9 protein-coding genes are annotated in these 14212 nt (G+C 44.0%); all 9 read left to right on the top strand.

The genetic code is table 11. From position 1 onward, the window contains the following. Positions 1-19: 19 nt before the first annotated feature. On the top strand, positions 20-1264 hold the full coding sequence (gene ftsZ / locus IGJ17_RS04725) for a cell division protein FtsZ (RefSeq protein ID WP_005237278.1): 1245 nt from the start codon (positions 20-22) through the stop codon (positions 1262-1264). Positions 1265-1276: 12 nt separating this feature from the next. Then, complete coding sequence (locus tag IGJ17_RS04730) at positions 1277-1948, top strand: YggS family pyridoxal phosphate-dependent enzyme (RefSeq protein ID WP_008377340.1); 672 nt, start codon at positions 1277-1279, stop codon at positions 1946-1948. Positions 1949-1964: 16 nt separating this feature from the next. Further along, positions 1965-2618 carry a cell division protein SepF gene (locus tag IGJ17_RS04735; protein ID WP_016613825.1) on the top strand — a complete coding sequence of 218 codons (654 nt, stop codon included), beginning with the start codon at positions 1965-1967 and terminating at the stop codon, positions 2616-2618. Positions 2619-2644: 26 nt separating this feature from the next. Beyond that, positions 2645-2908 carry a YggT family protein gene (locus tag IGJ17_RS04740; RefSeq protein WP_005228822.1) on the top strand — a complete coding sequence of 88 codons (264 nt, stop codon included), beginning with the start codon at positions 2645-2647 and terminating at the stop codon, positions 2906-2908. A gap of 18 nt (positions 2909-2926) precedes the next feature. Continuing rightward, complete coding sequence (locus IGJ17_RS04745) at positions 2927-3709, top strand: RNA-binding protein (protein WP_016613826.1); 783 nt, start codon at positions 2927-2929, stop codon at positions 3707-3709. A 20-nt stretch (positions 3710-3729) separates the two neighbouring features. Continuing rightward, positions 3730-4485 (top strand): DivIVA domain-containing protein, encoded by a 756-nt coding sequence (locus IGJ17_RS04750; RefSeq protein ID WP_005237274.1) that lies wholly within the window; start codon positions 3730-3732, stop codon positions 4483-4485. Between the two features lie 582 nt (positions 4486-5067). Next, positions 5068-7863, top strand: a complete 2796-nt coding sequence (gene ileS, locus IGJ17_RS04755) for an isoleucine--tRNA ligase (RefSeq protein ID WP_086332117.1) — start codon at positions 5068-5070, stop codon at positions 7861-7863. Positions 7864-8227: 364 nt separating this feature from the next. Continuing rightward, positions 8228-12733 (top strand): glutamate synthase large subunit, encoded by a 4506-nt coding sequence (gene gltB / locus IGJ17_RS04760; protein WP_429961149.1) that lies wholly within the window; start codon positions 8228-8230, stop codon positions 12731-12733. Between the two features lies 1 nt (position 12734). Beyond that, entirely contained in the window at positions 12735-14174 is a 1440-nt protein-coding gene (locus IGJ17_RS04765; protein ID WP_086332119.1) for a glutamate synthase subunit beta, read from the top strand. Positions 14175-14212 lie beyond the last annotated feature (38 nt).

A 14212-nucleotide genomic window follows, 5' to 3' on the forward strand; every position in this document is an offset into this window, starting at 1 on the left:
CTCAGGAGGAAGATAAACTATGGAATTTTCAATTGATAATAACATCAATGACGGCGCTGTGATCAAAGTCATCGGAGTCGGCGGTGGTGGCGGCAACGCAGTAAATCGTATGATCGAAGAAAATGTCAAAGGCGTAGAATTTATTGCAGCCAACACTGACGTTCAAGCATTAAAAAATTCAAAAGCAGAAACAGTCATTCAATTAGGCCCTAAATATACCCGTGGTCTTGGTGCTGGTTCACAACCAGAAGTTGGTCAAAAAGCAGCAGAAGAAAGTGAAGATTCTATTCGTGAATCATTAGAAGGCGCGGATATGATTTTCATTACCGCTGGTATGGGTGGCGGAACCGGGACCGGTGCTGCACCGATCGTAGCTAAAATTGCCAAAGAAATCGGCGCATTGACAGTCGGCGTCGTTACTCGTCCGTTTACATTTGAAGGACCAAAACGCGGCCGTTTTGCTGCTGAAGGAATCGCTAAATTAAAAGAGAATGTCGATACCTTATTGATCATCTCAAACAACCGTTTGTTAGAAGTTGTTGATAAGAAAACGCCAATGCTTGAAGCATTCCGTGAAGCAGACAATGTCTTGCGTCAAGGGGTTCAAGGGATCTCAGACTTGATCACTGCACCTGGCTATGTCAACTTAGACTTCGCTGATGTGAAAACAGTGATGGAAAATCAAGGCACCGCTTTGATGGGAATCGGTGTTGCTAGCGGCGAAGAACGCGTGATCGAAGCAACGAAAAAAGCAATCTCTTCACCATTGCTAGAAACATCGATCGATGGTGCTGAACAAGTGCTATTGAACATCACTGGCGGATTGGACATGACTTTATTTGAAGCACAAGATGCTTCTGATATCGTCGCTCATGCGGCAACAGGTGATGTAAATATTATTTTAGGTACATCAATCAATGAAGACTTAGGCGATGAAATCCGTGTGACTGTCATTGCAACTGGCATTGACCCTTCTAAAAAAGAACGTGGGTCTCGCTCTAGCAGACAAAGTCAAAGCCAAATTCATTCTATCCCACAAAAACCAACCTTAGATATGGACCAAGCGCGTCCTGCACAAGCAGAAGAAAGCAATGGTTTTGGTGATTGGGATATCCGTAAAGAACAAAATGTACGACCTAAAGTAGAAGAAAACACATTTGAAAATGTAGAAAAGAAAGAATTCGACACCTTCAGCCGTGATGAAGTACGCTCGAATGATGACGACGAATTAAGCACACCACCATTTTTCCGTCGTAAACGCTAGGGGGCAGAGCACATGATTTCTGAGAACTTGCACAAGATCCAGCAAGAGATACAGGACTCCTGTGCTCTTGTTTCTAGAAATGCCAGTGAGGTCTGTTTGACAGCTGTGACAAAATCCGTCGATACAGAAACGACAAGAGAACTTCTAGAAAATGGTGTGCGTGATTGTGCAGAAAATCGAGTAGAAAAGCTACTTGAAAAAAAGGCAGCATTAACTGATTACCCAGATGTCCGTTGGCATTTTATTGGTAATTTACAGCGCAGAAAGGTAAAATCAGTTATAAATGAGATTGATTTTTTCCATGCGTTGGATTCAATCAAACTGGCACAAGAAATTCAAAAACGAGCAGAGCATCCGATCAACTGCTTTGTGGAAGTGAATGTTTCGCAGGAAGCAACGAAACAAGGGATTTTCGTAGAAGAGGTGGTGGCTTTTATTGAAGCACTCGCTTCGTTCGACAAAATTCGTGTTGTTGGATTGATGACGATGGCCCCGCTCACTGCTTCCAAAGACGAGCAGCATCAGATTTTCAAAGAATTAAAAAGGATTCAACAACAGATCGCTGACCTGCATCTTACACATGCCCCTTGCTTAGAAACGAGTATGGGAATGAGTAATGACTTTCCCATTGCGATTCAAGAAGGCGCAACATTTATTCGTGTAGGAACAGCATTATTTCAATAAAAAAGGAGGTTGACCGATGTCGCTCAAAGAGAAACTGACCAATTTTTTTGGATTGACTGACGAAGAAGATTATTATGAAGAAACATTTGCCACTGAAGAATCGGCACGCACGGCAGCGAAACCAGCTGTGAACCAAGGAGGAGCTTTTACCGCCCCTAGAACAACAGCGAGTACGCGTGCTTCTAGCCAAGCGGCTTCTTATACAACAAGTCAACCACAAAATCAAGCCTATCAATACAGACAGCAGCCTCAAACTGCTGCCTATCAACAATCCTCAGCGGCGGCTGAACGAGTAAGATCGGTGCCTAAGACGGAAGAAAAAGTCGTTCCAATGGCGCAACAAAGAACTAATACGAGAGTCAAAGACACAAAAGCTAAAGAAACTTCTCCACAAATGGCTGGAAAAATAACGATCGTAGAACCACGCGTTTATTCAGAAGCTATGGGGATTGCGAAGCAAGTCATCAATGGAGATGCTGTACTTGTTAATTTTCATTTAATTGAAGAGTACCAAGCTCGTCGAATAGTTGATTTTTTAACAGGAACAGTGTACGCTGAAGATGGTGATATCAAGCGTGTTGGCGATGAAATTTTTCTTTGCACGCCTAAGGGTATGGAAATTGAAGGCACTGCCCAAACATTAGCAGATACCAATTTTTTTGATATCTAAAGTGAGGAGGAACGCCAATTTTATTCTTGAGATTCGTTAAATTACTGAGTGATGCTGTTTATCTGTATACCATTTTATTAGTGATCTATGCACTTTTGTCTTGGTTTCCAGGAGGGTATCAGTCCGCTTTTGGCCGTTTCTTAGCAAAAGTGTGTGAACCGTATTTGAGTTTATTTGATCGATTGAAATTAAGTTTTGCTGGTATCGATTTTACGATTGCATTTGCAATTATTGTCTTACAGCTAGCATCACAAGCATTGATATTGATCCTACAATCAATTTTATTTTAACGTAAGGGGTGGTTATCGGTGAACGCAAATGTCTATCAACATTTTCGAAACGATGAACGCCCTTTTATTGATTCCGCTCAAGGATGGATCGAACAAGTGCAAATGCAGTATGCGCCTTACTTGACTGATTTTTTAGATCCGAGACAAGCGTATATCTTAGAAAGCTTGATTCGTCAATCAACGGATTTAAGTTTCCGCTTTTTTGGTGGATATGAAGCTGCTGAGAGACGACGTTGTTTGATTTATCCCGATTACTATGAGCCCACCACCGATGAGTTTGACATGACTTTATTTACGATTCAATACCCGAAAAAATTTACGGTGTTGAGTCATGGAAAAGTTTTAGGCACATTAATGGGGACTGGAGTCAAGAGGGAATACTTTGGAGACATTCTTTCCGATGGTGAAATATGGCAAGTATTCGTTGCCACTGAAGTCAGTCATTTTATTCAACTCCAAGTGGATAAAATCGGTAACGTATCCGTTCGATTGGAAGAAACAAAATATACCGATTTGATCGTGCCTAAAGATGGTTGGACCGAGGAAAGAGAAACGGTTAGCTCATTGCGTCTTGATACAGTGATCTCTGCCGTGTACAACATCTCTCGTCAGCGTTCGAAACAGTTGATCGAATCAGGAAAAGTAAAAGTAAACTGGACAGAAGCATTACGACCAGATTTTGTTCTGGATTTACTGGATATCGTTTCAGTAAGAGGATTTGGTCGGATTCAAATACAGGGGTTAGAAGGAACCACGAAAAAAGAAAAAGTTAGATTGTTATTAGGTGTATTACGTAAATAAATCAAAGAGGTGTATAGAATATGGCATTAACTCCATTAGACATTCAAAATAAAAACTTTTCAGTAAAAATGAGAGGCTACAACCAAGATGAAGTCGATGACTTCTTGGATATGATCGTTCGTGATTATGAAGAAGCCGTTCAACGCAATCGTGAGTTAGAAAAATCGTTGAAACACGCAGAAGAAAAACTTGAATATTTCAATGAATTGAAAGATGCCTTGAATCAATCCATTATCGTGGCTCAAGATACGGCGGATAAAGTAAAAACAAGCGCAAGCAAAGAATCAGAAGTAATCGTTACTTCTGCTCAAAACCGTGCGGATGAAATGGTTGCTACTGCAGAAAAACATGCGCATGCCTTGATGACCTCAGCGGAAGAAAAAGCCAAAGAGATTTTGACGGATGCAACCGACAATGCCCGTCAATTGGCGACAGAAACAAATGACTTGAAGAAGAAAACCAGAGTCTTCCATAACAACTTATTAGTTATGTTGCAAACGCAATTAGAACAAGTGAAGAGTCCTGAGTGGGAAGAAATTTTGGCGCCATTTTCAAGCTATGTACAAGATTCCCACCAAGTGATCAGAGAAGTTTTGTCAAAAGAACTTGACAGTGAAAATGGTTCTGGAGTAAACTCAGAAGCAGTGGAAACATTTGATGTGGACATTGTTGAATCAGATGAAAAAATCGTTGATGTAAGTGAAAGCCCTGAAGTGAAAACATTAGATGATGCGAGAAACTTATTAGACGAATTGAACAAGACAGATAATAACTAAGACACAGAACAGAAAAATTTCTTATATTTTTCAAGCGAGTTTGGGAGAGTGGAAGCCAAATAAAACCCTGTAAGAAATCAGATCATCTGTGAGTTGCGTTCTTGAAAGAGCTGACTTTTCAAAGACTCGAGTAGAGAACGACGCCTGATCCCGTTACCGATCATCAAAGAATTGTCAACCGACAATAAAATTTGGGTGGTACCACGAACACGTTCGTCCCTTACCAGGGACGGACGTGTTTTTTGCTGTGAATCACTGCGATTGGTCCGCAAAGCGGAACAGAGCAGATGATGAACAGTACTAGGCGACCGCAGGGAGCGTAGTAACCGTACTAGGAATCACTATGATTGGCTTGCGAAGGAAGACAGAATAGATGATGAACAGTACTAGGCGACCATAGGGAGCGTAGTAACCGTACTAGGAATCACTAGGATTGATTTTTAAAAATCAGTGAGACCTAAACACAAGGAAGTCATGGCAACCTATCCATTTTGATACGTCAATAGAAGCAATCGGTTGATCGAGTCGATGGATTTTGAAACTATACCAAAACGTTGAGAGACGAAAAGGAGCGAAACAAGAATGAAAATGAAAGAAACACTGCATCTTGGAAAAACCGCTTTTCCAATGCGAGGCAACTTGCCGAACCGCGAAGTGGATTGGCAAAAAGAATGGGAAGAAAATCAATTGTATCAACGTCGTCAAGAATTAAATGAAGGCAAGCCAACCTTTGTCTTACACGATGGCCCTCCCTACGCAAATGGAAATATCCATATCGGACATTCATTAAACAAAATCAGTAAAGACATCATCGTACGTTCCAAATCGATGTCAGGTTTCCGTTCCCCTTATGTACCTGGTTGGGATACTCATGGTTTACCGATCGAACAAGTACTGACCAATAAAGGGATCAAGCGCAAAGAAATGAGCTTGGCAGAATATCGCAAAAAATGTGAAGAATATGCTTTGACACAAGTGGATACACAAAGAGCTGATTTCAAACGTTTAGGCGTTTCTGGTGACTGGGATCATCCATATATCACATTGACACCAGATTATGAAGCAGCAGAAATCCGCGTGTTCGGAAAAATGGCAGAAAAAGGCTACATCTACAAAGGATTGAAACCAATTTACTGGTCACCATCTAGTGAATCATCATTAGCAGAAGCTGAGATCGAATACAAAGATGTGAAATCACCATCGATCTATGTGGCTTTCCCAGTAGCAGATGGCAAAGATTTGCTTGATTCAGATACATCTTTTGTTATCTGGACGACGACGCCATGGACCTTACCAGCGAATCTAGGAATCTCTGTGAATCCAACCTTTGCCTATGTTCAAATCTTGGCCGATGGCCGCAAATTCGTCGTGGCAAAAGATTTATTAGAAACCGTGACGAATGAGATCGGTTGGGAATCTGTCGAAGTATTACAAGAATTGGCTGGCGATCAATTGGAAAAAATGACGGCACAACATCCTTTTTATGATCGTACGTCTCTATTGATGTTAGGGGACCATGTGACATTGGATGCCGGTACTGGTTTGGTCCACACTGCACCAGGACACGGGGAAGATGACTACATCGTCAGCAAAAAATATGGTCTAGATGTCTTATCACCAGTCGATAGCCGTGGGGTCTTCACAGAAGAAGCACCAGGATTTGAAGGGGTCTTTTATGACAAAGCCAATCCAATGATCACTGAGCTTTTAGAAGAAAAAGGAGCCCTACTAAAACTAAACTTCTTTACTCACAGCTATCCACATGATTGGCGGACGAAAAAACCAGTCATCTATCGGGCAACACCACAATGGTTTGCGTCTATTGATAAGTTCCGCCAAAATATTTTGGATGAAATCGAAAAAGTAGATTGGATCATTCCATGGGGCAAAACTCGTTTATACAATATGATTCGCGACCGCGGCGACTGGGTGATCTCTCGTCAACGTGCGTGGGGCGTTCCGTTGCCAATCTTTTATGCAGAAAACGGCGAAGCCATCATTACGCCTGAAACGATCGAGCATGTGGCAAACTTGTTTGCTGAACATGGTTCAACGATTTGGTTTGAAAAAGAAGCAGAAGAATTACTGCCAGCTGGCTTCACGCATCCGGGCTCACCAAATGGCAAATTCTCGAAAGAGACTGACATCATGGATGTTTGGTTTGATTCAGGTTCTTCTCACGAAGCCGTGTTACGTCAACGTCCAGAATTGACGTTCCCAGCTGACATGTACTTGGAAGGTTCTGACCAATATCGTGGGTGGTTCAACTCAAGTATCACGACTAGTGTTGCGATCAATGAAGTCGCACCATATAAAGCCGTCTTGTCTCAAGGCTTCACCTTAGATGGCGAAGGTCGCAAGATGAGTAAATCTCTTGGTAATACCATTGCACCAGAAAAAGTGATCAATCAAATGGGTGCGGATATTTTGCGTCTTTGGGTCAGCAGTGTTGACTACGAAGCGGATGTCCGAGTGTCTATGGATATCTTGAATCAAGTGTCAGAAGTCTATCGGAAGATTCGCAATACCATGCGTTTCTTATTAGCGAACACGAGTGATTTTGATCCAGCAAAAGACAGCGTACCTTTTGAAAACTTGCGTTCTGTCGATAAATACATGATGGTTCGTTTGAATCAAACCATCAAAACGATTCGGGAAGATGGCTATGAAAAATATAACTTCTTGCATATTTACCGGACAGTCATCAACTTCTTGACAGTCGATATGTCGTCCTTCTATTTGGATTTTGCGAAAGATGTCGTTTATATCGAAGCTGAAAATGATTTCCAACGTCGCGCCATGCAAACCGTCTTCTATCAAACAGCGGTTGCATTGACGAAATTATTGACACCGATCATTCCGCATACCGCAGAAGAAATCTGGTCACACTTGAAAGAAGAAGAGGAATACGTACAGTTAGCGGAGTTCCCTGGCTATGATACATTTGCTAACCAAGAAGAACTGCTCGATCTTTGGCGGGCCTTCCTTGGTTTCCGTGACAATGTCTTAAAAGCATTAGAAGAAGCGCGTAATGCAAAATTGATCGGAAAGTCCTTTGAAGCGAAAGTCACTGTTTATCCAACTGAGCCAGTTGCGGCATTGCTAAAAGCTATCGATTCAGATATTGCACAACTGCTGATCATTTCACCAGACTTCTTAACGATCAAAGAAGTCGGTGAAGCAGCTCCTGAAGCGGCATATCAATTTGAGGATGTGGCGATCTTAGTTGAAAAAGCCGAAGGGGAAGTATGTGAACGTTGTCGCCAAATCCGGGTAGATGTTGGTGTAGAAGAGCAACTGCCAACACTTTGTGGGCATTGTGCAACCATCGTCAAAGAAAACTATCCCGAAGCAGTTGCAGAAGGCTTTGAAAAATAATAGAACGAAAAAAGATGACCCATTGCGGGTCATCTTTTTTGCGCTTGCTCATTCTTATTCCTTGAGAATGGGAGAAAAACGCACGTTTCTGACATGAATATGAGAAAATAGGTGGCAATTGATAACGATTCTCATTTGTTTGCAATAATTTTTCGACAGTTTATTGTATAATAAAAAAACCTTACTAGACGAAGTTTCTTCCTTAAGGTCTGTAGGCAATTGTTTGTTCGAGATGGAGTATTTCACTGTCAACAGAAGAAACCAACGAGCTCGGATCAAGTAAAAAAAACTTGCCAGATAGAAAAACAGGTTGTAAACTGTTAAAAATCGGAATATTCAGAATATTGAAAGAAAGTGTGATTCCATGAGTGATTTAGAGATGATGAGGAAAACGAACCAAACGATGTACGATGCCGCTTTTGAAAAAGATGCTTGTGGGATGGGGTTTATTGCACAAAAAGATGGTCGCTATTCCCGAGAACTTGTGCAAAATGCCTTAACAATGTTAGAACGGATGAACCACCGAGGGGGAACTGGCGCTGAACCTGACACAGGTGACGGAGCTGGAATTTTGATGGCAATGCCTGACCCATTTTTTCAACAGCGAGCAAAAGAGGCCGAAATCCCATTGCCTGAAAAAGGTGCCTATGCTGTTGGGATGTTTTTTTTACCGAAAGAAAAGCTCCGAGCAGCACAGGTCCAAGAAGAAGTAACTAAAGACATTCAACAAATGGGTTTTACCGTTTTATGGCAACGGGATGTGCCTTATGATTATTATCAGTGTGGACCGGGGGCGCAAAAAGTCATGCCCTCATTTGTGCAAGTCTTTATTGAAAAACCTGTCGATGTAGCTGCTGGCCGTCCCTTTGAAGATCAGCTTTACCGGCTACGACGTAAACTGGAAAAAACGTATCATACTGATGAGTTGTCTATCTGCAGCTTGTCCAGTAAGACAGTTGTTTATAAAGGAATGCTGCATGCCTATCAAGTTGGCTTATTTTTCAAAGATCTTCAAAGCCCAGAAATGACCTCTTGTATCGCATTGACCCATTCTCGTTTTTCGACAAATACCTTTCCAAGCTGGAGTCGGGCGCAACCTTTTCGTTTCTTAGCCCATAATGGCGAAATCAACACGTTACGCGGGGCAGAAAATTGGATGCATGGACATCAGATCGAAGTCTATGATGATGAAAATTCTGATTCGGCGAAACTAGAAAATTGTATGGAATATTTGTACCGTCAAGGGCGAGATATTCCTCAAGCACTGTTGATGATGGTGCCAGAAGCGTGGTCAAAAGAAGCTGGATTGTCGCCGGAGCTGACGGCTTTTAATGAGTACAACGCAAGCTTTATGGCTCCTTGGGATGGACCGGCAGCTTTATGTTTTACAGATGGGGATTTGGTAGGGGCTGCACTCGATCGAAATGGGTTACGGCCATCTCGCTACTCGATCACGAAAACTGGTTTTGTGGTCGTGGCCTCTGAGTCAGGTGTTGTCGATTTGCCAGCATCGGAAGTGATTGAAAAAGGGGTGCTTGGACCAGCAAATATGTTTTTGGTGGATACCAAAAAAGGAGTGATCTTACGCAATCAAGAAATCAAAGCTCATTATGCGAATGCCCATCCTTACCAGGAGTGGCTAGCGGATCACTTATTGATACCAGAGCTGCTTCCTGAGACTGAGAAGCAGGAGGAAACAGCAGATGATGCGATCCAGACCCTTTGGAAACGAAATGGTTACACGGATGAGATCATTCGCACGTTGATTTTACCAATGGCTCAAACGGGAGAAGAACCAGTGATCTCCATGGGGTTTGATTCACCCTTAGCTATTTTGAGCGAACGTCCCCAATCCTTGTTTACGTACTTCAAGCAACAATTCGCCCAAGTGACCAATCCGCCAATCGATGCGATTCGCGAAAAATTGGTGATCGGTACCGAGCTGTTTTTAGGTCGAGATGGGGATGTTTCAAAGGACATTCGAATCAATTGTAATAAGCTGCAGATTGCTAGTCCGGTGTTAAAAACGAGTGAATATGAAAAAATCAAACAGTTAGATCAAAATGGTCAAAAAGCGGCTTTACAGTCGATTCTTTATGATTATGTACCAGAAAACGGGGCAGCTTTGCAACAAGCGTTAGAAGCGCTTTTTAAAGAGACGGAGCAAAAAATCGATTCTGGGGCAACGATCGTCATTTTAAGTGATCGGGAAGTCATCCAAGCGCAAGAAGGAAAAGTGGCGATTCCGATTCTCTTGGCGGTATCAGGTCTGCACAATTACTTGGTGCGAAAAGGCAAACGTTCCTTGGCATCAATCGTTGCGGATACTGCGGAAGTCTGTGAGGTCCATCATTATGCCATGTTAGTCGGCTACGGAGTAAGTGGGGTCCACCCTTATGGGGCTTACCAGACATTGGCGCATTTTGAGCTTTCAGAGAAGATCGAAAGTTACCGTAAAGCATGTGAAAAGGGCATTGTCAAAATCATGTCACGAATGGGGATTTCAACGATCGCCGGTTACCATGGGGCGCAATTGTTTGAAGCTGTTGGTATCTCTGAGAAAGTCATCTCCGAATACTTTACCGGCACGGTTACTCGTATCGGTGGACTTTCATTAGCGCAAATCGAGCAAGAATACTTAATGCGTTATGAAGCGGCGTATGGCGAGAAACGCGTGGATTATCTTGATTCGGGCGGTAGTTTCCAATACAAAGCCGACGGGGAACATCATCTGTTCAATCCAAAAACGATCTATGGGTTTCAAAAAGCTGTTCGTACAGGCAGCTATGCGCTTTATAAAGAATATGCGGCGGAGATGAACCAAGACGCGTTAGAGAATCCAACGACCCTCCGTTCTATGTGGACTTTTGGGAACACGAGACGCAGTATTCCTTTAGCTGAGGTGGAACCTGTTGAAACGATCGTCAAACGGTTTAAAGTCGGCGCGATGTCTTACGGCTCTCTAAGTGAAGAGGCGCATCGCTGTATTGCTGAAGGGATGAATGCGATCGGTGCAAAATCCAACAGTGGAGAAGGTGGAGAAAATCGGAATCGTTTCAAACCAGTGAAGGGCATTAACTATAACAGTCGTATCAAACAAGTAGCTTCTGGCCGTTTTGGTGTCAATGCCGAATATTTAATGAGTGCGGACGAACTCCAAATCAAAATGGCCCAAGGGGCAAAACCTGGTGAAGGTGGTCAATTGCCAGGCAACAAAGTCTTCCCATGGGTAGCGGAGATTCGTGGCTCAACACCTGGTGTCCGACTGATTTCGCCGCCACCACATCACGACATTTATTCGATTGAAGATCTAGCCCAGCTGATCTATGACTTAAAGGCAATCAACCCGTATGCCCGCATCAATGTCAAATTGGTTTCTAGTACAGGTGTGGGTACGATCGCTACCGGTGTCGTCAAAGCCGGTGCAGACGTAGTCGTGATCTCAGGCTATGACGGTGGGACCGGTGCTTCTCCGAGAAATTCGATTCGGGATGCTGGCTTGCCTTGGGAGATGGGGCTTGCAGAAGCCCATCAAACGTTAGCTATGAATCATTTGCGGCAGCGAATGACCTTAGAGACAGATGGAAAATTAATGACGGGGCGTGACATCGCCATTGCTGCTCTTTTAGGAGCAGAAGAATATAGCTTTGCCTCTTTAGCGCTAGTTGCGATTGGTTGTGTCATGATGCGAGTTTGCAGTATCAATACATGTCCTGTCGGCATTGCTACACAGAACCCAGCGTTGCGCAAATTTTTCGCAGGGAAACCTGAGCACATCATCAATACGATGTACTTTTTAGCAGAAGATTTACGGGAAACGATGGCCGAGCTAGGGTTTCGCACGATTGATGAGATGGTAGGACACGCGGAATTGTTGACACCACGCTTCGTTGCTAAAGGCAAAGCAAAGTCATTAGACTTTTCGAAAATGATTGGGACGACGATCCCAATCGAACGCAAAGTGACCGATCCATTCCTTGAGAAACGTCAATGGCCAGAATTAGATGCTTTTGCACAAGCTGCTATCGACAACAATCAAGAAATCGTGACGAATCATACGATCAATAATGTTCAACGCTCAGTCGGCGCGCGTTTAGGAGGCTGGATCGCGGAACGTTTTGGCAATTATGAAGTTACGCCAGGTCTGTTACAGTTTACGTATCGAGGTATTGCTGGACAAAGCTTTGGGGCTTTTGCCACCCAGGGCATCCAGTTGAAACTGATCGGTGAGGCCAACGATTATGTAGCCAAAGGGTTGAGCGGTGCCCGCTTGATCATTGTGCCACCTGAAGATGCCGCTTATGACGCAGAGCATTCACCAATTGTTGGTAATGTAGCGTGCTTCGGGGCAAATCGAGGCGAAGGCTATTTCCGAGGCATTGCTGGCGAACGCTTTTGTGTTCGTAACAGTGGAGCCAATGTCGTTGTCGAAGGTGTTGGCGATCATGGCTGTGAGTACATGACTGGCGGTGTTGTGGTGATATTAGGAAAAACCGGCCGCAACTTCGGTGCTGGAATGTCCGGTGGCGTGGCGTATGTTTACGACCCCGATCAAACCTTTGCCGATAAATGCAATCGGGAAATGGTCGATTTATATCGGATTGGCGAAAGCGGCGATGACCACCAACTAAAAGAGATGATCCAGCAGCATTTCGCCTATACAGATTCATTGAAGGCGGCTGAGATCCTAGAAGATTGGGAAAATCAGCAGCACCATTTCATCAAAGTCTATCCGACAGAATACCATCAGATGATCCAAGCGACGGAGACCTTGGCGGACCAAGGGTTTGTCGGAGATGAACTTGTGACGAAAGCCTTCGAAGCTGTCGTCGGTCCACAATTGACCATCCCAGGAAAGGAGCGTGACTAATATGGCAGATCCATTTGGTTTTTTAAAGTACCCAAGAGTAGAAAATCCTACCCGACCAGTGGCAGAACGAATCGAAGACTGGCAAGAATTACAGACGCCATTGCCTGAAAATGAGCGTCAAGAGCAAGCAGCACGCTGTATGAACTGCGGGATTCCTTTTTGTCATACCGGTTCTTTTTACGGGGGGCAACGAGCGGTTTCAGGTTGTCCCAATGACAACCTGATTCCTGAATGGAATGACTTGGTTTATCAAGGGCGTTTCCAAGCCGCTTTTGAGCGTCTTGCCAAAACCAACCCATTACCTGAAATGACTGGTCGTGTTTGTCCAGCTCCTTGTGAAAAAGGCTGTACCGAAGCACTGAATGGCTCAGGTGTCACGATCCACGACAATGAACGCTTTATTATCGATACTGCTTTTGAAAATGATTGGGTCAAAGCCTCGGGATTGCCTCAAGAAGCGACTGGGTTCAAAGTTGCCATCGTCGGCAGCGGACCAGCTGGTTTATCCGCTGCATGGCGCTTGAATCAACTAGGGCATCAAGTGACGGTCTATGAACGCAGTGATCGCTTTGGCGGTTTACTGATGTACGGTATTCCAAATATGAAATTAGATAAAGACGTCGTTCAGCGACGGATTGACTTGATGGCAGAGCTAGGCGTGACCTTTGTCGCTAATACGGAGATCGGTCGTGACTTGTCAGCAGAAGAATTGGCCGCTCAGTATGATCGGGTCATCTTGGCAACAGGAGCTAGTGTTCCTCGTGACTTGAAGATTCCAGGTCGTGAATTGACTGGGGTGCAATTTGCAGTCGATTATCTGACGGAAGCAACCAAAGATGTGTTAAAGCATGGCAAAGCGGCAACAAGTAAAAAACTTGCTGGCAAGCATGTTATCGTGATTGGTGGCGGCGACACTGGAAATGACTGTATTGGTTCAGCGATTCGGCAAGGAGCCGCTTCTGTGCGTCAATTGGAGATCACGCCCCAACTGCCATTGACACGGACCAACAGCAATCCTTGGCCAGAATACCCAATGACAGCTCGCACAGGATATGGGCAAGAAGAAGCGGCTGAAGTGCTACAAACACAAGTGACGTATCATGGAGTGTCCACAACGGCCTTTATCGGCGCCGAACGCGGCCAGTTGATCGCCATCGAAACGGTCTCAGTAGATCAACAGTTTCAGCCGATCCCTGGCACAGAGCAAGTGATCAAGGCGGATTTGGTCTTGCTGGCAATGGGCTTTGTTGGTGCAGAGACCCAACTCTTCGATGCCTTTGGTGTGCGAGAAGTGTACGATGATTACACGACGAACAATGAACGAGTGTTAGTCGCAGGAGATGCCAAAAGAGGACCGAGTTTAGTCATCTGGGCGATTCGTGAAGGACGCTTAGCGGCAGAAAAAGTCGATCAAGCATTACGATCTTTGGTGTATCAATAAGCAATCAATAAAAAACAACCTGAGCAGCTATTCCTCCT

It is taken from the genome of Enterococcus sp. DIV1096b, assembly GCF_050498765.1.
GTDB lineage: Bacteria > Bacillota > Bacilli > Lactobacillales > Enterococcaceae > Enterococcus_D > Enterococcus_D entomosocium.

What these genes read in the sequence shown, in the direction of transcription:
- ftsZ (WP_005237278.1), top strand. Translation starts at nt 20, where the DNA reads ATGGAATTTTCAATTGATAATAACATCAATGACGGCGCTGTGATCAAA.
- IGJ17_RS04730 (WP_008377340.1), top strand. Translation starts at nt 1,277, where the DNA reads ATGATTTCTGAGAACTTGCACAAGATCCAGCAAGAGATACAGGACTCC.
- IGJ17_RS04735 (WP_016613825.1), top strand. Translation starts at nt 1,965, where the DNA reads ATGTCGCTCAAAGAGAAACTGACCAATTTTTTTGGATTGACTGACGAA.
- IGJ17_RS04750 (WP_005237274.1), top strand. Translation starts at nt 3,730, where the DNA reads ATGGCATTAACTCCATTAGACATTCAAAATAAAAACTTTTCAGTAAAA.
- ileS (WP_086332117.1), top strand. Translation starts at nt 5,068, where the DNA reads ATGAAAATGAAAGAAACACTGCATCTTGGAAAAACCGCTTTTCCAATG.
- gltB (WP_429961149.1), top strand. Translation starts at nt 8,228, where the DNA reads ATGAGTGATTTAGAGATGATGAGGAAAACGAACCAAACGATGTACGAT.
- IGJ17_RS04765 (WP_086332119.1), top strand. Translation starts at nt 12,735, where the DNA reads ATGGCAGATCCATTTGGTTTTTTAAAGTACCCAAGAGTAGAAAATCCT.